Raw genomic sequence first — 21,928 nt, forward strand, 5'->3', positions numbered from 1 at the left:
AGAGGTTAATTTGCTTGCGGCTGTGTTCAAATACCGATGATTGATGGGAAGTTAATAACACTCTGCACAATTACTCTGGCTAATCTACCATATAATCTCTATGATCTAAATGAAATAGTAGCACATCATACGTTAGTTCTATAGCTAAAAGAAAGGCGAACAAAAGCAGCGGCACCTGCGCATTGATATAGATCCGGTTTTGAATCCTTGAATTCTTTATTCCCGGAGGCGTGAATGTCTAGCAACAATTTGAGCTGTAACTCAACGATAATTTGCACATTGCGCTACAACACTCATACAAGTATTATCATTTAGCTAATTTGACAGTAACGGTTATTTATAATAATGAATCTTATCTAAGGATATAACGCATATATGACATCTATATTGAATCGCATTTTCAACCACAGAACTTCGCAGCGCCGTTCATTTCCGTGCTAGTAATCACTGCCATGTGAGTTGCAACGGTTACGTATTACCAAATAATTTAAACAAGCAATACAATAAAATTCAAATATTATATAAGTATTGCAAATGTTATGCATCATATACACCCGTATCTGTTTTAATAATTAATTGGCATAGTAAGCTTTTTTATTATAGCCTTATCTTTTTAACAAAAATTATAAGCATGGACGGAGAAAATGGTTATCTTGTATATTTGTCGTTCTATTGATGTTACAGCATCAAGGTATTAAAAACAACTATCTTGACTCAATAACTTATATGTCAGACCAAAATTTCTGCTTCCCAGCGATTACCATGAATTATATCAAATAACTAATAGATTTCATGCTGTAGTTGACAGTGTAACATCTGCTGCATATCTCTTATCTGGTTGACAACTGCCATAAGGTATGCTTCTCTGCGCCAATTATCATGCAGCCGCGTAACCGCATCTGACTTATCAGACTAGACACGCTACACGATAAGATTATCTATTGTATCGTTTTGTGCTTTATATAGTCAGTAAACTACATATGGAGTTGATCACCATGCTTACGATACCTACTATCGCAATTAATATTCATATTGCTAAGATTACAACTTGCATCTCCATATTACGCATTGTTCTAAACACTCTGCGACTTTAATAGACGATCTATAGAGATGACAATGCAATATATTATTAGCATGATAAATTTTATGTTCATTAACTAACTGCAGGCGGTGAACACATTAAATTTTTAATATTACGGCCTGTATATAGCACATATAATCAAGTTTTATATTCGTTATGCTTTATATATGCATCAAATAATTATTTTTCTACTCTCTTCACACTGGCGAAACTAAGCAATTAAACCTATGAGGGGCGGTGTTGGTTTTTTCCTACATCTACAAACCTATACATTTCAGAGGTCGCAATTTACCATCCACAAATTAGACTCAAAAGCTGTACCGTGAGCTACAAAAAAACCTGTGAATTGCACACAGTTATTATAAGAATAAACTTAACAAAAGCTCGCTCTGATGAAATTACCGTTGAAACATTACTATGAGCAACTATTAAAAAGCTGATCTACAGCACCGAGTACACCTTAATAACTGCAAGATCTATATTTTGCTAAATTGTAATCGGATAAAAGACGTAATAAATAATGACTTATAGTTATATGTTTCTGCAGATCTAGACTCTTACATCATATAGTTACATGAAATTTAATACTCAGGAAGCAATATAGATTATTGCTGTATTTATACTGTTAATATCCGGCGGTCATCGAAATAAAATCGGGGTTTGTGTTGTACAACAATCGTAATTAATCTATATATCTTTACATCGCTATATCGATTGTTTTAATCAGGTAGTCCGGCATATGCACACTATAAACACAACTAATTGAGAGCAATATAAGCAATATTTGCTAGCATTGCTGTAGCACAAGCTTTCTAGCCCTTAGAAGAAAAAGAGAATTTCTCTACCGGCCATTTACATCATAATAATGTGCGTTTTTATTAACGCTACCGTCTGATTGCTCATTTGAAAACATTGACCCTAACCTTGCTAAGCAACTATTATTAGCACGATATATCAATCAGTAAGTATATTAATTTAATTATCGCAATTTTTTGGCAGCAATGCAACTGTAACAATTATTTTGATTACCTTCTAACGGATAGAATCTGTTTTTTTATGAATCAACTCTGTGAAACATATGTTACCGATACAATAAAAGGAAATTGATTGCATTAATGACTACCGAACAACTTAACCTTCTTACATTACCGCTGCATGGTAGTCGTCTTATCGAAGCGGCAGCAGGAACGGGAAAAACCTATACTTTGGCAATGCTTTATCTACGACTTATGCTTGGGTTAGGTGGCGAGTCCGCGTATTCACGACCATTGAATGTACAAGAAATATTGGTGGTAACCTTTACGAAGGCAACCGCTAAGGAACTGCGCGGCCGTATCCGTAACAATATACGTCAACTGAGGATGGCCTGCCTGGAAGGCAATAGCGCGGATCCACTGATGGCGGCACTAATCGCGCAACTTAGAGATTTACGATGGGCCGCATCGCATCTTCTAGCAGCCGAGCGGCAGATAGATGAAGCGGCGATTTATACTATCCATGGTTTCTGCCAGCACATACTTAATTACAACACTGTTGAGTCAGGAATGCTATTTAATCAAACATTGCTAGAAAATGAATCATCCTTGAACCAGCAATTTATCGCTGATTTTTGGCGCCGCCATTGCTATCCGTTGCCAATAGACGTTGCACGAATCGTACTACAGTACTGGGAAGGACCTGAAAAATTGTTGGAGGAATTGCTACCTTATCTCCAGGGTGAACCACCGATGATACTTAATCCACCAGATATAACCGAGTCTATCTTGGCTCGTCATGAGCGCATAATAGCTAGCATTAATGACCTTAAGAGACAATGGCGCGCGGCATCATCAACGCTAAAAACGATACTCTACGAGTATAAACTAGACCGGCGCGTTTATAGCAATAAAAATATACTAACCTGGCTTGCAAAAACCGATCGCTGGGCGAATGAAAACACCATAAATTATCAAGTACCAGATGAATTAATGCGGTTCACAAGCTCAGTGTTAAAAGAAAAAACCATAGGCAACGAACCACCACAACATGAACTATTTGTCAAGATAGAGGCCTTTTATCAACAGAGACTATCGCTGCGCGAACTTATTTTCAGTATGGCATTGGTGGAAATGCGTCAAGATCTAGAAAAGGAAAAAAAAAGCAAGGCGGAAATGGGATTCAACGATTTGCTAAGTAGCCTGGAAAAAGCGCTAGTCAATAGTGGTGAAAACCTGTCAGAATCGGTGCGTATACGCTATCCAGTAGTTATGATCGATGAGTTTCAGGATACCGACCCACAGCAATATCGCATTTTTCGCCGGATTTACAGCGGTCAATCAGACTGCGGTCTAATATTGATAGGTGACCCTAAACAAGCCATTTACGCGTTTCGCAACGCGGATATTTTTACTTATCTGCTAGCCCGAAGTGAAGTTAATTGTCACTATACCCTTGATACCAACTGGCGTTCCACACCAGGAATGATCAATGCAGTAAATCACATATTTCAAAGCTTGCCAGAGCCATTTATTTTTAGCGATATTCCTTTTGTACCGGCAATAGCCGCCGAGGGTAACGTCAATTTCCGACTAGTTGTTAATAATCAACCTCAATCAGCAATGCACATATGGCTACAACCTGGTGCCGGCGTAGGAGTAAGAGAGTACCAAAAATGCATGGCTCGTCAGTGTGCTACTACCATTCGTGACTGGCTTTATGCAGCGCAGGAAGGAAAAGCGTGGCTAGAAAAGCACCAAGGGCGTCAAACACTGCAAGCGTCAGATATCACGGTACTGGTGCACAACCGCAAAGAAGCAGCTCTGGTACGTGATGCACTGGCGACACTTATGATCCCATCCGTATATCTTTCTAACAAAGATAGCGTTTTTAAGACGATAGAGGCACGAGAACTACAATGGATTTTGCAAGCAGTGTTAATGCCGGAACAAGATATTACACTGCGACGCGCACTGGCTACCTCACTGCTAAGCTTTAATGCAGCCACAATAAATGCGCTAAATAACGACGATCAACGATGGGAGCAATTGATCGAAGAGTTTACCTGTTATCGCCAGCGCTGGCAAAAAAATGGAATACAACCAATGTTGCGTCAAATAATGAAAAATTATCGCATTGCGGAAAGCTTGTTGTCAAGCCAGGGGGGGCAACGTCGGCTTACAGATGTGCTACATTTAGAAGAATTGCTGCAAGAAGCCTCGACGCAACTGGATAACGAATTTGCACTGATTCGTTGGCTAGAAATTCAAGTACAATCCCCTAATCCACAAATTAATAATCAACAAGTGCGGCTAGAAAGCGATCACCACCTAGTACAAATCATTACGGTGCATAAATCCAAAGGTTTAGAATTTCCACTAGTGTTCCTGCCGTTCGCGGCCAATTTCCACACGCAAAAGCGACCACTATTTCACGATCGTATTACGTACAGTGCCTGGCTAGATCTCAACGCGGCACCAGAGAGTTTACGGCTGGCAGAAGAGGAGAGGCTATCGGAAGATTTACGTCTGTTGTACGTAGCACTAACGCGATCTATCTACCATTGCAGTATCGGTATCGCACCACTATGCTGCAGCAACCGTAAAAAAAATGGTGCCAGCAATCTTCATTTAAGTGCATTAGGTTACCTTATTCAGCAAGGGCTGGATAGTTATGCTTATGACCTGCGAGAGAAGCTAGCGGCGCTAGCTTCTCGTTCCAGCGGTGATATTGTACTGTACGAAGATTTGCTCGCTACCCCAGCAAAAACTATTATGCCAATACCTGCACGAACACCCACATTGAGCGTCCGAAAATGTCCTTCGCTACCCCGAGATACATGGCGAATCACCAGTTATTCTGATCTGCAAAAACACGACAGCTCGGAGGTGATAGAGTTGCAGCTATGGTTAGACGGAGATGCAGCAAGGGATTGTAAGTCTAAGGAAATTCTACCGCTGACACAGCATAACTTTCCGAGAGGCACGTCAACCGGAAGGTTTTTGCATAGCCTGCTTGAAACTTTAAATTTTAACAAGTCATTAGACCCACAGTCGCTCAACAAAAAATTAACACAACAAGGCATCGATACTGTTTGGCTACCAATAATAACGCAATGGATAGAAAACATTCTTGCTATGCCGCTGGATAACAGATCGATTTCTCTAGCAAACATTGCGCCCGACAGCCGCCATACTGAACTATCTTTTTATCTGCTTATACACTCTTTAGTACAAGCGCGTGATATTGATATACTCTGCAAGCGCTATGATCCGCTTTCAGCACGTTGCCCATCGTTAGATTTTCCGCAGTTTACGGGAATATTGAAAGGATTTATTGATCTAGTTTTTCGCTGGCAGGGCCGGTATTACATTCTGGACTATAAATCTAACTGGCTAGGGGAAAATGATTCAGCCTATACCTTATCGGCGATGGAACAGGCCATAATTACCCATCGTTATGACTTGCAGTACCAACTTTATACTTTAGCGCTGCATCGTTTTTTGCGACACCGCATAATAGATTATAATTACCAGCGCGATTTCGGCGAGGTATATTATGTGTTTCTACGCGGCATTAACTCGTCAATGCCAAGAAACGGTATTTTTCATTGTCGACCGGATATCGACTTAATTGATGGACTTGATAAATTATTTACCGGCTAACGTAGGTAGCTCGTATATGGAAAAAATTCTTGCCGAAGCGCAACAGTTACATTTATTTCGACCACTGGACGTCCAATTCGCCCGAATGCTAGCTACATCAGCCGACCCTACACTAATGTTGGCTAGCGCCTGCCTTAGCGCTAATGCCAGTTCAGGACATGTTTGCCTACCCCTAGAACGATTAATGCCTGCGCAACTATTTAACGGCCGTATGCCGTTACTAGCGCAGCAGGCTTGGTTGCGGGCCGGTAGACCTTCTCTTGAAGAATGGCAAAAGATACTGCTAAATTCCAAGGCAGTTAGCTCCGGTTCGCATCCAACGCCACTAGTACTAGATAAGCAGAGATTATATTTACAACGCATGTGGCGCTATGAATGCAAAGTGGCACAGTTTTTCAAACGTCGACCGCCACCTGCAGAATATAACGGAACTAACATCGCCTCGGTCCTTACACGTTATTTCCCTAGCGACGGCACAGTAATCAATTGGCAAAAAATCGCGGCAGCAGTCGCGATAACACGCCCAGTCGCACTGATATCTGGAGGTCCTGGCACTGGTAAAACCACAACTGTAGCCAAGATGATGGCTGCTTTTCTGCAGTTGAACAACAACAAACGCTTACGCATGATTATGGCTGCCCCTACGGGTAAAGCAGCATCGCGCCTGAGCGAATCTCTTGGCTTGGCCTTAAAGCGACTGGGGCTAAATGAACAACAGAAACAACTGCTGCCGCTTGAGGCAATAACGCTGCACCATTTGCTCGGAGCGCAGCCCAATAGCCAAAAGATGATTTATCATCAAGACAATCAGCTACAAGTAGATATTTTGATTATTGATGAAGCGTCAATGATTGATTTGACGATGATGGCTAATTTGATTGCAGCGCTACCGCCGCAAGCGCGAGTGATATTTTTGGGGGATCGTTTTCAGTTATCCTCGGTGGAGGCAGGAGCAGTATTGAGCGATATCTGCCAGTTCGCAGAGAGTGGATACAGCTCCGAGCGACGCGCGGAGCTGTCGCGTCTAACGGGCTTTACGCTATCGGAAGATGATACAGGATGCTGCGGTTATGGAGTCGCCGATAGTTTATGCCTGCTCCGTAATAACTACCGCTTTGATGAAAGTTCCGGTATTAACCGACTAGCAAATATTATACACACTGGCGATTACAAGGGTGCGATAAAGTTGCTTAAAGCCGGCATCGAGAGGGATATCAACTACAAGCAGTTACGTGATGCAGAGGAATATCTGCGTATGCTAAACGACTGCATTGACGGCTATAAAGACTATTTGCAGCAAGTGCACAAACACGATGCACCGGACAAAATTCTTGAATCCTTTAACCGATTCCGACTGTTGTGTGCGCTGCGAGAAGGACCATTCGGGATCGCTGGCCTTAACGAACGTATTAAGTGGGCTTTAAGCAACTCGGGGCTGATCGCTCTCGATAATACCGCACACTGGTACGCAGGGCGTCCGGTAATGATATTACGCAACGCACCGGAACTAGATCTGTATAACGGTGATATCGGTATCTTTCTTTGGGACAGTCAACAGACGCTACGCGTGCATTTCTCCCTACCAGTAGGTGGTGTTAAAACTATATCGTTGAGACGATTACCTGAGCATGAAACGGCGTTCGCGATGACGGTACATAAATCTCAGGGATCGGAATTCCATCACACAGCCTTAGTGTTACCCAATAAAATATTACCAGTATTAACGAGAGAGCTGTTCTATACTGCTGTGACACGTGCACGCTCACGTTTATCTATATACGCTACAGAGAAGGTATTGCAGCACATTATTAAAACTAAAACCCTGCGAAGCAGTGGCCTTATCGAACGACTTGCCACCGATTAAAACGCACTATCGCTGCTATTCTAAGTTTAATGACATGCTACGGCTAGGATTAATAGCATCCATACCATAGAGTTTACACTATTTATCTAAATTAGTTTTTTGCATGGCTGCTCAACATTCTGTCCTCCTTCTTGGACAGAATATTTTTATCTAATTCTTATTGTGTTAAATCTCTCTGCGTAATACCAGCAGATCCTGATGTCATTGTGGCATCCCCTGTGTAGAATAATGTTTTTATAAGTAAATTTATTTAGGTAAGAATCATGATGTTGCTTAACTTGGACATCCCCTCTGTCTTTTATCTTCCCTAAAGCTAATTATATTAAACTTTTATCTCGGTATTGATCTCACAGGATCATGCTTTATTGTTATTTCATAACCAATACAAAATAAGACCAAGCCAATATTTAAGGCTTGTTATAATATTTTCCTTAGTTGTATGATAACCATCATTGCTTTAGAAAACAAAATTAAGTAGCCTCTTAGGCTTGTCTGAAGCGCTTACCAAAGTGATGGGAATTACTTTATGGCTATTGCTATAGATAATTTCCGGTTACAAAAGGTAATAATCATCACTAAAGTAAAAAAACCGCTAAAAGCGATTTCATAATAAAAGATTTCCATCAGTATCATATTAGAACGATATTAGAAGATGTATGGCACGCATCAATGTATTTTATCGCTTAATATTAGGCGTGCTCGTCGCAGCAGAACTTAAGTTATTAATTTCTGTATTATCTCGTACAGCAAGGCAAATACAGAAATGGTAGAAGTAGAAATTATTATTCCGGCAGTAAAATGGGATGTATCGCTATTTATATAATAAATGTGGTGCTATTATTTATGCTGCTGCAATGCCAAGTATCGTTATAACCGACTAACAACACACAAAGCATGATAGTTATTGATCGGAAACAATATAAATATGATTTATAAATACGATTTTGCCGACAGTGGTGTTTGATACAAAACACACCTCTATACCCTGTGTTTATATACATTAAACGGTAATTTAATCCCTGCCTATACCATAAAAGATAAAATGCAGTAGGTGTTTAGCGGATAATCCGATATTACTGAAGCCTAATTGGGAAAACTAATTCACGTTCGTGAGATAATAACATGGTTATAGTACGATAACTATCGTATTATCTTTGTTTTTATAGAACAAAATGGTTGCCAGCTTAAGGCTTAAATTGGTCCGGATAAAAATTTAATTCGAATACTCACATTCGAAATAAGATTAATAAACAAAAAGGAAAACTAGTCTGAGTGAAAATTGCTTTTATAAAAAGCAGTGATAATCATAGTTGCTGATTTACGCTTTAAATATTTGCTTTAAACTTATCAAAAATTGCTAAATATGCAAAAATTATTATATCTAGTAATAATCTCATTATTCAGTAGAATGACAACAAATAGATATAATCTAATCTAAATTTTATTTGAAAAATTCAAGCATAAATTATAATCGTGTAATATTATACGTTAATCTAGACAAAACTATGATAACCTTCTCTATTGCTAGAGAAGCAAGTGTACATTACATGAGGCTTTAATTAATTGACTTTGAGCAAACATGGGTAGAAAATAAACTACTTCACAGTAGTATAACTGCTACGTACTAGCAAGTAGTACGTAACAGTTATATGCTAGTTAACTTTCTTATCATTGACTATTAATACTCTTACTGGTAATTGAAAAGTTGGTACATTACTAGTAGTAATGTAATAAAATTACATACTTAGATAAGTATGGTTGCGGGAGCCGGATTTGAACCGACGACCTTCGGGTTATGAGCCCGACGAGCTACCAAACTGCTCCACCCCGCGCTTATGGATTATTATATAACTATAGCGGCTTTAGTCAACTTATTTTTTGTAAATTTCTTCCCAATTTATAGAGTAGTATTTGTTTAATATAAACTCACTAAATTATACTCATAAATAAATACACATAAAAAGATATTAACACCTTAAATTATTATATTTCTGCTAGATTTCTACATTGAAATTAATAGCGTGAAATATTATAAATACAGAGTAAAAATTTGGCATTCCCATTATTATTACTATTTTCCGTGTATAAATTCCATCTATGAATTGCAGATGAGCAGTATAAATAAATGACGAAAACGCGATAAAGCCTTTATAGTAAATACTGACTAAATCCTGTCACTATTACTTCCGCCATTACTGGCTCCTGTAACTTACACCTGAAAAGGACTTCAAGTAACATAATAAACATGAACGATACAACCATACTCTAATAGCCTATTCACCAGGATGATTATGCCGTTAACTAATACTAACCCTAGATGCATAAGCAAAGAGACGAAGACATAGCGATACTTTACTATTGCTACCGATCCTGCGGATAAAATATATTTAAACAAATCAAAGATTATTTTACATTGCGGCCTATTTTGAAAATAAAATTGTATGATTTACTAAATCAGCTTTATAAAAGATACTTAGTTATAATTTTTCAAAAATGCAATTTTTTTGCCTATAATCATGAATAGTCAATCCCCAAAAATATTTATGTTCAAACAATGCCTTCCACTTAATACCTTATAGGTGTTTCACGTAATGGAATGTTGCTGAAATTTCTTCACTAAAACTATGAACAAGTTATGCGTTACGCAGGACGCCATCAATCATCAGATTGACTTGTAGGAGGATTTTTCTGGGTTAATATTCTTTAGGCGCCATAATTGCTTGCTAGCAAAGACTACAAAAAGTAAAACCATTATTTTGATATGCAGATATTTTTTTTGTACTTGCGTAAGAGTTTGTGCAAGCTACAATTGAGCGGGGCTAAAAACGCGCTTACGAGTTAGATTGATGCCGATCTTAACTTATTCAGAAGTTGTGATATTGCTATTCCCATGTTTGAACGCATTTTGACCCGGTATTGATATTTTGTAATCCAGGTCAGTAATAAATTGCTAGAAAATAACTGATAACTTAATAGTGGGTCACTTAATTAAAAGTGGTAGTTTTTTACATAGCAGCGGTAATTAATCAGCAAAGCCAGTAAATAGTTGTATATCGAATAAGTATTTATAATTTGTGCGACAGCTATATTGCTCATCATCTACTACAAACAACGTTGTATTTAACATACCATATACTCTTGCATGATCATTGCAGAGAGAATTTCTTTACAATCTGATATTTAAATTTGAGCTAGCTCATTATACGCACAAGGGATCTATTTTAGTTACATAGCCATGATCATAGGCGGCCGCAATTCATTATCGGTGCGTGATGGCTCACTCTGCTTAATATTATCATAGAGCAAAAGGAAAGTAAGGTCAGTGCTAATAACATACACGTTAGATCAGATTGTTGGTAAGCAAACATGTATTTTCTATAGTGTGTAATTAGAACTTCAGCAGAAGTAAACACAATCGACGATTTGCTTCAATGGAACTTAGGCACGCAGTCTAACGCTACTGCTAGATGACAGCAGATTTTCTATTGATAATTATCAAAAGTAGTACAGCACAATTAAAAATTAGTACACTATACTTAATAGTGAAGTGCTAATTTTAACTACCCCTTCAGTAGATTTTATTCAGGACAATCGAAACACCGTAGCGTTCATCTCTTATAACGTACTGAAACTATCTACCACATTAAATGCTATAACGCCAGCCGTCACTTATTTAATAAGTGATTTCATCAGTAATATCATTAACTAATTAATTTGAAATTAAAATAAAGCTAATTTTCGACCAATATTAAATTTCTTAACATGAAAATAACACCATAAATATTAGCTAATGACCTATTGTTAACTAGATATAAACTTCTTTTTTGAACTAAAAAGCAATGTAGTCAAATTTGCTAATAATTTTTATTACAATAAATAATTACAGATTCAAAAAGCTATAGCTTTTCTTATAAAAATAACTTACTCAACTATTCTAGTTAATCGATACACTCAAATTTTTATATCTAGTCACATAGCTGTGACAACCTTGTGATGTTTATTGCAATTTTACGACTTATAGCACTGATGGACTAATAAGTCCAATACTCAAGCGAGAGTAATTCAACGCAGTTTGATAACAAAACATATACCGTTATCGAAATCTACTAAATTAATGATAAAATCATTAGCTATACCGTAATTTATATCCACAAAGTCAAGATGAAGCATTTATTGGTTATCCAGAATGGCTATGAATAAAAGAACTAGCGATATCATAACTAACATTTGAACGGGAGAAATTCTTAAATTATCTAGTAAGCGTGCGAAACTTATTATTCGCAGGTAAATTAAAAAATTTACTCTATAATTGACCTAGTCATAATATATACTGGTTATTAACGTGCGGAATCAAATGTTTTATTGATTAGTAGACTTCTTTCTCGTAAGTATTGTTTTATAGAGCCTAATAAAGCCACATACACTAAGCGGTACATACTGATAGGCATAAAAATGTAGGCTATGCGCAATAATTCAAAATAACAAACCTAAGAGGGTTAATTTTAGGAAAAACAGACTTAGAAATGGTTCTAAACAGCTCTTTACTTTTCAAAACTATAAAAACAGAAGAAGGTGCCAAAAGCATTAGTAACCTCATCGCATTACCAAAATAGAATTTGCTATAATCCGCTTATCAAAACGGTTGCTATAGCGTTATCACCTCCACTGCTGATACAAAAAAAATTTTTTACCCGTCTTGTGTAGTTAGCAGACGTTTTAACCTAACCGATGCTTGTAGGTAGAGCTGTTTGTTTAACTTTGTAACACCGCCAAACCATAGTTGCATTTCAGCTTGGGACGTTATTTCCCTAACAATCGTTCAAACGGATAATGAAACAAAGCATACTTATATGATCTTTAATCATAATTTTGCAACGTATTGTGAGATCAATACCTGCAACGCTAGCCTGGAATTTTGTGACTGTACACCCCTGTTAACCCAGGAATATAAATCAACTGTTCCCCCTAGTATGCTAATGGGTATAAATTCACAACTAAATCCCACGCGAATGACTGGCATGTCAAACTCCTGTAAATATTTGTTACTAACGTACGCATGCGCTTATCTTGCGATAATTGCTGGTGGGATAGAGTTTTTTTTTATTTTTATACTGCTAGTTGCAATAAAACTGACAAGCTGTGTAGCTAGTGCGATAATAGTTAATAGAACAAATAGTTCCCTAAAAGGGGGAAAACATATAGCACTCTGCCGCAGGCATAAGATTGATCTGGTTAAAAGATCAACTATCAATAACAATTACATCATTAAAACAAAGTTTTATCCTCCTAATTTTACTTTATATAAATGAGAAACACCCCATCGCAGCGATAAAACCGACTTTTTTACAACATCGATCAAAGTTACATCCCAATTTTATTGCAAAAAAGATAGGAACTACCAGGCAATTTCATCAGCTTTAGGATGATGAAGACCTAAAGCAATACATCTACATAACCACACATAATCTCAGCTTCATCATGCAGAGTTGATAAAATCCGTGTCTCTGGATAAAGAGCGAATGACATTTTTCCTTAAAGTTGCCCGCGATGATGCCAGAGAAAGCCCCTCCCGACGTCTAACGTCAAGCATTATGACGGCTGATCACGATGCAAATTAAGGTTAACTATATTTTAATAACAAAGTTTAAACGAATACTGAAAATCATAAGTGATGCGCAACGACCAATTGAAGCCATAAACATGGTCGCTACCTCGTTGTTTTTTCTAAAATCCTGATATTACTTTTCATATGACTGGCACTTCTGCGAAATCATTAACAATGATATAATAATGGTATTAATAGCTTCGGCACCAAGAGTGCTGACAATAAATTCGTTCAGCGCTCAGAAATAATTAGCGCTTTTTTGGTCTAATAAGACCTAGTGGCAACATCTGATAAAATGGCACTCTTTAATAATGCTATTGTGTATCTCCAAAGGCTTAGCCTCCCTCTTCATAAGGAGCTACGTCGCACTCATCCAATTAGCGAATGTGCCAATGTTCAATTTACGTAATCCTAAACTGATTACAGGCAGCGCTAGCGTAGCTATATTCGCTTACGTTAATAGAATGCAAGCCCCCGCAGAAATTTATATTAGGCGCCTCATCTCGTGTAAGGCATAAAATGAAAAACACCAGATTTGTGATCTGATAAATATGTGTGATAAATTAAAATGTTAATGCTTAACTACACTTATAGTATAGTTGTTAATAAACAAGATATCCTGCAATACTGCAAACAAAGTTAGCCTGCAATAAACGGATGATATGGTCATAGATAAATGCTTCCATCGTCTGGTTAATTAATTCAAACTTTGTGTTACGTGCGTGGCGTAACACATTGATATCAAAATTCTGATAGCGCTCAACCGGTTTTATTTTACTATTATTCTGGATCCCATAATTAAGCACAATCAGTGCACAGTTGCAAAATAATTGATAAAGGATACGCTGCTAGCGGCGTATCCTACGCATATATACATGCAATAATAGATCCATAAAGCCTAACGAGTTAATATACTTAATCAAGATAGCTCTCTATAATAATTACATTCTAACTGAATATAAGCAACCGTGGTATGTAATACTGCACGGTAGGTCCAGTGAGTCTGATTAAAACTAATTAGATACATTTTAGAACTTTTTAATTCAATAAGATTAAAGATCCTCGCTGTAGGTTGTTTAGATTAATTTTGCTAATTGCAACTTGCAGCGGGTTTCGTATCTTTGAATAAAGATAATGCATACAAAATTGATAAATATCAACCAGTAAGAAATAAATAGCAATTTAGAAGGTCATGCGGTATTAACTAAAGCAACCTAGACTCAGAGCACTAGCGAGCAAGGATTAATTTCCCCATCATCAGAGATTGTAAAAGCGTAATATTGGTCCATAGTACATCATGGTGGTTACTTTAGAACTGTACTGTTACGCTTTAAATTAATTTAATGCATATCACTGCAACATGATAAAAAATAAGAACTCAATCGTTACTCTAGCATGGGTAAATTGTACAAGAGCTATGTAGTATACTGGCAATAAATGACAGCTAAGTTACCTAACAAGAAGACAAAAGGCTATCCCCGGCAAGCATATTGCCTTTAAAGTACCAGTAATGCAATTTACTGCTATAACCGCACGGTGGCACAGGATTATACTTTGGCGAAAGTTGAACTGACACTGACTTTGCAACCAAAATAGTCAGAGTAAATCTACTAACTACAATGTTAATATAGTTAGTAACTATATGGGTAATATAAGCCTAACTGATGTAGGCATAGAGCAAATTTAATTTACTCCGATTACAGTTAGATTTTAAAAGACATTTTGCTGATGCGAAAGCTTCATCGGTCATACGATGCATTAGCAGGTAGAGGGGTAAACTGTATGAAGTTATTAGTAAGAGAGTGATCATAGGTAATGCAACAAAACCATCTTGAAGTTACAACTATCGCCGTAAAACCACATTTTGTTTATAAACAAATTATAATGCGTTTAAAATTTAATTAACGATATAATATAAAAGCAATATGCTAATTAATTAATTACTTTACTTATTTTACGCTTTATAAAAAGTTATAATAACTTTTATTGAGAACAAAAGGTTAAGCAACCTTAACAATCATATTAGTAAAGTAAATACCGACTCCTTAATAAGATTGTACCGCATGAATAGTGCGAAGAATTTAACGCAAAACTGGCGAGACAAAATTGATAAAAAACATGCCTTTCAAAGGCAAACGTTGCTCAAAGAGCAATATTATCGACACAGATTATTGTAATCTAATTTAGTACTAAGCTAATAAGCAATATAGACATATACAGTAAGCATAAATATAGCAATATTGATATAAAACAACGTTATGCCATTTTTTTAGCGATAAACAGCTTTGGAGAGAAAGAACAAATACTGATAGTATGCATATCTATCTATCTGATTGGTAGTTGCATAACTTCCCGCAGATCAGGAAGTTTGTTTTGTTCTCTGAAATTGATCACTTTTAGAGATCAACCTCGCTTAACATTGCACGAGGATTTTTTATCATTGCTTTCGGAGTTAAAAGCAGCGCTTATGTATTGCTTTACATAAAGTTTAATCTTTTTTATATAATATAAACTACCTACATCGTAGGTGAATAACACGATGTACATCAATAATTTTGACTACGGATGAACTCCTAGTTCATGCCATACTTTTACCAATTGACGTAATCGAATACGATTAGCAACAGAACTGCTGATTTTTAATCATTAATTAAAAACTATAACTAGCAACAACTGACATTTGAATTATGCTGGTTCTTTAACATTATTAAATTACATATTGCTGCATAAGCAAAAGTTGAGTTTGCTAGGTTCAAGACTAATATAAGGTCTTTCATTCAAAGCAGCAAGTGTATGATAGTTGCACACAATGGTGTTAATAAGTGTATTTATTAATATAGTACACGGTGTAACTAACTGTTAACTAATAAAATAAAGTATTTTATACTAGATCATAGTCGTCAGATAAGTGACTCAATGGGAAAATGATATCATGGAAGCCATGAATTGACGTATATCTAACAAGATAATTTTCTGATTATTATCTCTACAACAGATAAGAGGACGACACTGCTGCATAATTTTATGTTGTGTTTACTCTAACAAGTAAAAAAAAGATAAGCTGCAGTATCAAGTCAGTGCTATGCTAATATTGCCTTCACGTGAGGTTAAAGCAGTAGAGCACAAGGGGCGCTGACGAAAATTTTCTTTTAGAATTTGATGTGGCGTATGGCTGATTCAGCGTCGAAAAGGCTGATTTATTGCTGAATGGTAAAGCGGAGTACTTAACCATCATAAGAGCCGCAGGCAATATAATTTATTAGCGATATTACACGCTAAACATTTTGAATAAATATAAAAACTCTGAACTATGCGGCGCATTGCCGCAAGTTCTTTTTGGGACGGAATACTGTTATCAAGGCTTTTGTTCCTAGGGTATGTTTTAAAACATGACTATATAAAGTTTCTGTGCTGATGCCTCGACTTAACAAACCGTATTATTGTTTCATAGGTCATTTTAGATACTTCTTCGCTGTCGAAATTTTATTGAATACCCAGCTTCTAAATTGGATAAGTTGTCTAATGTTTTAATATTTGCATCGCAGTCCGATCGTGCAGATGAATTTTATTTCACTCATCATTCACATGTAATTTATGTAATCTCATAACACTTTTGATGAGTAAGATCACGTCCGCTGTCAATAATATTTAATTAATAATACGTAATAACTCATTAACACTTACCTTACCGCGGGTTTTAAAGTCAACTTTTTTTACAATCACCGCGCAATAGAGACTATAACTTCTGTCTTTGGAGGGTAAATTTCCAGACACCACCACCGAGCCGGCCGGCACACGGCCGTAACTTACTTCACCAGTTGCGCGATCAAAAATCTTGGTGCTTTGGCCAATAAAAACTCCCATGGAAATAACTGAGTTTTCTTCTACGATCACACCTTCAACAATTTCAGAACGGGCCCCAATAAAACAGTTATCCTCAATGATAGTTGGGTTGGCCTGCAAAGGTTCTAGAATACCGCCGATACCTACGCCGCCAGATAAATGTACATTTTTACCAATTTGCGCACAAGAGCCAACTGTGGCCCAAGTATCTACCATGGTGCCTTCATCAACATAGGCACCTATATTGACATAAGAGGGCATTAGTACCGTATTGTGGGCAATATAGGCTCCATAACGCACGATGGCCGGCGGCACTACACGTACCCCCTCGCGTTGAAAGCGATCGCTATCCCATCTGGCAAACTTTACTGGTATTTTATCGAAGAAACGCGTTTCTCCGCCCTCGATTAGCGTATTGTTGGTAATACAAAACGAGAGTAGTACTGCTTTTTTTAGCCATTGATGGGTAAACCACTCGCCATTGATTTTTTCCGCTATGCGCAGTGCACCACTGTCAAGCAGCGCCATTACTTGGTTAATCGCGTCGCGGGTAATATCATCAACAGTTTCTGGTTTGATAGCGGCGCGTTGTTCAAAAGCGGTATAAATAACCTGCTGTAATGACTTCATTTTATAGTATCCTTATCTATCAGCTTAATAAAATTTATAACGTTATAAATATCAAATTTTATAGTTTGGCTTTAGCTTCGCTGTCAAGCAAACGCCTTCATTTTTTTATATTGTTGTTCCTGAGTACATTACAGGCTGAGCAATGTCTAAATTGATAAATAACTCTCTAAAGGTAACCAGTAATTTAGGCTAATAAAGCTCCGTTAGCTAAAAATTATTACACCATCTTAAGGTGACGACAGAAATATTACCTAGGCTTTTATATTCAAATACCGTAGTATGGATAGAGGTATTGCACATAGCAAAAAATAGTCAGACAGCCGCACGCTGCCATCCCAGATAAATCCCGATGACAATATTTTATTATTATCCCGTTTCAGTTAATAAAAAATTGCACGGTATATGTACACAAAATTGTGGTAATACATCGCAACTGTCATTGCGATAACTAATTTAATAATACTAAAATAGTTCTGATTACAAATGGAAAAATTTTGGTTCCAACGCGGGTGGTATACAAACTAATAAGTACCAATGGTTCGTAGCAGTCGGATAACACCATTAACTAAAATGCCAGGTTAGCTGAGATGGAAGCAATAAAGTTGGTTAAAGTCACATCATTTAAAAAAAACAAGAAATATTTAACACGAAACTTACTTCATACTGCCTGTAAAGCAGTATTCGTTCATTCTTATCATATTCAAACAGGCTAAAAAGCCTAACAACGGTTTTGCCGCATCCTAAACCTAAAAACATAAATCAAGAGATAAGTACATACCGACTGTACTCATGGTCGGTAGTAAAAAAAATATTTACGCAATACGCTTATTTTTAGTTACACTACGAAATGTTACTCATAGCGTAATATTCCAACTCTGTTAGAGAAAATGTAGCTAATGCAGATAACTTTCACGTTTTATTTCTGGCAGTAACTATATACTAGCAATATATAGAATGCGCATTAACAAATTCATCATAAATACTACAATAGCTCGTAAGAGAGATACTCGGTATACATTACCCCGTGGGATCTACCAGTAGGTCAAATAATTTCGCTAACTTTCTCGCATGAAGAACAGAAGATGATTCGTTAATGTAAATCAGTTAGCCTTTCTTTTATAGACAGGCGTTTTTGAGTGTTATAGTTAGATGAACTGAGAAAAAAAGGGGTTGAAATTGTATGTAGTACAAAGCCAATAGTATAACATATTTAAATTCTAGTCTTTTATAAAGTTAAAGTAGTATTCCATGAAACAAACGAAATATATTTAACCATGTATACGGCATTATCCTACGTGGTGGTGAATCACCGTCGATAATGTTTCATCCGTGCGCAGCGTCATGATTTCACAGCCATATTCGGTTACTAAAACCGTATGCTCATACTGTGCTGACAAGCTATGATCCTTGGTTTTTACCGTCCATCCGTCTTTCATAATACGTATACGGTAGTCCCCAGCGTTAACCATGGGTTCAATAGTAAAAACCATGCCTGTCCGCAACACAACGCCGCCGTCGTCGGCATCATAATTTAACACCTGCGGCTCTTCATGAAAGCCTACTCCGATGCCATGGCCACAATATTCACGTACTACGGAAAAACCTTCCGCTTCGACGAACTGTTGAATCGCCTTACCGAGAAGACGCAAGCGAATACCAGGCCTGATCATGCTGATAGCCAAATAAAGACTTGCTTTGGTCACCCGACAGAGACGTTTACCAAGAATAGATGGTTTACCGACAAAAAACATCTTTGATGTATCACCATGAAAACCGTCTTTGACAACAGCGACGTCAATATTGAGAATATCACCATCTTTAAGCTTTTTATCATCGCTCGGAATACCGTGGCATACTACCTCGTTTACCGAAATGCATACCGATTTCGGAAAACCTCGATAGCCAAGTGCCGCGGAAAAGGCATGCTGTTTTTCAGTGATGTGATGGTGGCACAAACGATCTAATTCTCCAGTGCTTACGCCAGTTTTAATATAATACTTAATGACTTCTAGCACCTCGGCGGCCAGCCGACCGACAACGCGCATTTTAGCGATATCATTTGAGGTTTTAATAAAAATGGCCATATAAAGATCCATTAACAAACACTAAAGTTGGGAATAATATTAAGATGAATTAAAGAATTATACTAATAGTATTAGTACGTCTAAAAACTGTTCAATTATCACCTCCCCAACAGTATTCGCAAAATATTTTGTGGAGTTCTCGCTTAGTTTATGGTATAAAAGCGCTGGTGGTAGACATTAGTTTTTTAAGCTGCGCACCGTTTGTCGTAACAAAATTTAATTCTGTTATTACACACACGTATCGTCACATGCAACGGGGTGCTTTAACCGTCAGGTAGGAGTTAGTCGTATGGGATACGTGGAAGCATAACCCCAAATTTACTTAGAGGTTTATCATGGCAACTATTTCCATGCGTGACATGCTCCAAGCGGGTGTTCATTTTGGTCATCAAACCCGTTACTGGAACCCTAAAATGAAGCCTTTTATTTACGGTACCCGTAATAAAGTTCACATTATTAACCTGGAACAAACGGTATTTATGTTCAACGAAGCTCTAGCTGAGTTGCACAAAATTGCCTCGCGTAAAGGCAAAATTTTATTTGTCGGCACCAAACGCGCCGCAAACGAAGCGATAAAAGAAGCGGCTAAAAGCTGCAATCAATTCTTCGTCAATCATCGATGGCTAGGTGGTATGTTGACCAACTGGAAAACAGTTCGTCAGTCTATCAAGCGTTTAAAAGACCTGGAAACACAGTCTCAGGATGGTACTTTCGAAAAACTAACCAAAAAAGAAGCACTATTGCGTACTCGTGAATTAAACAAACTAGAAAAAAGCCTTGGCGGTATCAAGGATATGGGTGGTCTACCAGACGCTCTATTTGTTGTCGATGCTCAACACGAATATATTTCTATCAAAGAAGCAAAAAAATTGGGCATTCCGGTTTTCGCTATCGTTGATACTAACTCCGAACCTAACGGCGTAGACTTTATTATTCCGGGTAATGATGATGCCACACGCGCAATTAATCTGTACCTAACCACCGTTGCGACCACCTTGCGAGAAAGTTTTTCTCAAAATATAGCACAGCAGATTGAAGAAAGCTTTGTAGCGGCGGAATAATAAAGCATACATTCAGAAAAGATTTTACTAATTAAGTTTTAAATGTGTTGGTTAGAGAGTCTGTGTTTCAGGCTCTTTTCATTTATTTCTCACACGGAATAACTAGGAACATATATATAATGGCATATATTAACGCCGATCTGGTTAAAGAACTGCGTGAACGTACAGGCGCAGGCATTATGGAATGCAAAAAATCCCTTATTGAAACGCGAGGCGATATAGAACTGGCTATCGACAATATGCGCAAGTCAGGCCAGGCAAAAGCTGCCAAGAAAACTGGGCGCGTATCAGCTGAAGGCATTATTCTGACAAAAATAGCACAAGATAAAAAATACGGCGTTATAATTGAACTAAATTGCGAAACTGATTTCGTTGCTAAAAACGACATCTTCAAAGCTTTTGGCGATGAGGTTATCATAGCAGCACTAAATGAACACATCTCTGATATTAAAGAGTTAAAAGCTAAATTTGAAGAAAAACGCATCGAGCTGATCGCTAAAATTGGTGAAAACATTAATATTAACCGCCTGGGGGTATTAAAAGGTGACATGCTCGGATCATATCTGCACGGCACTCGCATTGGCGTTATAGTTTTAGCTTACGGAATGGAAGTAGAATTAGTGAAACACATCGCGATGCACATCGCCGCCAGAAAACCGGAATATGTCAACGCGGATGATATACCAGCCGATGTCGTAGCTCGTGAGCATCGAATCCAAATGGATATTGCCATGCAGTCCGGCAAGCCACGTAAAATAGTAGAAAAAATAGTTGAAGGCCGTATACGCAAATTCACTAATGAGATTTCCTTGACTGGCCAGGACTTCGTAATGGATCCGAATAAAACCGTTGGTCAGCTGTTGGGCGAACACGGTGCCAAAGTTAATAACTTTATTCGTTTTGAAGTGGGTGAAAAGCATTCAAAAGTTAAAGCGAATTTCGCCGCCGACTTGACCGTGATGGATACAAGTAAAAAGCTTGAGTATAAAAAACAGACTTAATTAAAATTAAATTATTAGGAACCGCCTGAAGGCGGTTCCGTTTTAATAAACTAACACAATGTCAAACAAAGTGTACAGTACTCAAAACTAGGCGCGGGACTAGGTTAAAATCACACATA

At 37.5% G+C, this 21,928-nt stretch carries 7 protein-coding genes and 1 tRNA gene; 4 read left to right on the forward strand and 4 right to left on the reverse strand.

Going from position 1 to position 21,928, the window contains the following annotated elements; translation table 11 throughout:
• Positions 1-2,196: 2,196 nt before the first annotated feature.
• Entirely contained in the window at positions 2,197-5,721 is a 3,525-nt protein-coding gene (gene recB, locus HBA_RS00050) for an exodeoxyribonuclease V subunit beta (RefSeq protein ID WP_097032033.1), read from the forward strand.
• Positions 5,722-5,737: 16 nt separating this feature from the next.
• A complete protein-coding gene (recD, locus tag HBA_RS00055; protein WP_097032599.1) occupies positions 5,738-7,585 on the forward strand; it encodes an exodeoxyribonuclease V subunit alpha in 1,848 nt (615 codons plus the stop codon).
• A 1,755-nt stretch (positions 7,586-9,340) separates the two neighbouring features.
• Here recD and HBA_RS00060 read toward each other — a convergent pair.
• From HBA_RS00060 to map, 4 genes are all read right to left on the reverse strand, one after another.
• Positions 9,341-9,417 (reverse strand) — tRNA-Met (locus HBA_RS00060).
• Between the two features lie 4,375 nt (positions 9,418-13,792).
• Entirely contained in the window at positions 13,793-14,032 is a 240-nt protein-coding gene (locus HBA_RS03410; protein WP_457920945.1) for a pyrimidine/purine nucleosidase domain-containing protein, read from the reverse strand.
• 2,806 nt (positions 14,033-16,838) lie between these two features.
• The gene (dapD, locus tag HBA_RS00070) at positions 16,839-17,663 is read right to left on the reverse strand and encodes a 2,3,4,5-tetrahydropyridine-2,6-dicarboxylate N-succinyltransferase (protein ID WP_097032035.1); all 825 of its coding nucleotides are present in this window, start codon (positions 17,661-17,663) and stop codon (positions 16,839-16,841) included.
• A 1,286-nt stretch (positions 17,664-18,949) separates the two neighbouring features.
• A complete protein-coding gene (gene map / locus HBA_RS00075; RefSeq protein ID WP_097032036.1) occupies positions 18,950-19,747 on the reverse strand; it encodes a type I methionyl aminopeptidase in 798 nt (265 codons plus the stop codon).
• A gap of 335 nt (positions 19,748-20,082) precedes the next feature.
• Between map and rpsB the strand changes: the two genes are divergently transcribed.
• Positions 20,083-20,808 carry a 30S ribosomal protein S2 gene (gene rpsB, locus HBA_RS00080; protein ID WP_097032037.1) on the forward strand — a complete coding sequence of 242 codons (726 nt, stop codon included), beginning with the start codon at positions 20,083-20,085 and terminating at the stop codon, positions 20,806-20,808.
• Between the two features lie 119 nt (positions 20,809-20,927).
• A complete protein-coding gene (tsf, locus tag HBA_RS00085; RefSeq protein ID WP_097032038.1) occupies positions 20,928-21,809 on the forward strand; it encodes a translation elongation factor Ts in 882 nt (293 codons plus the stop codon).
• The last annotated feature ends 119 nt before the right edge of the window (positions 21,810-21,928 follow it).

Origin of the sequence: Sodalis endosymbiont of Henestaris halophilus (assembly GCF_900161835.1) — a bacterium.
Lineage (GTDB): Bacteria > Pseudomonadota > Gammaproteobacteria > Enterobacterales > Enterobacteriaceae.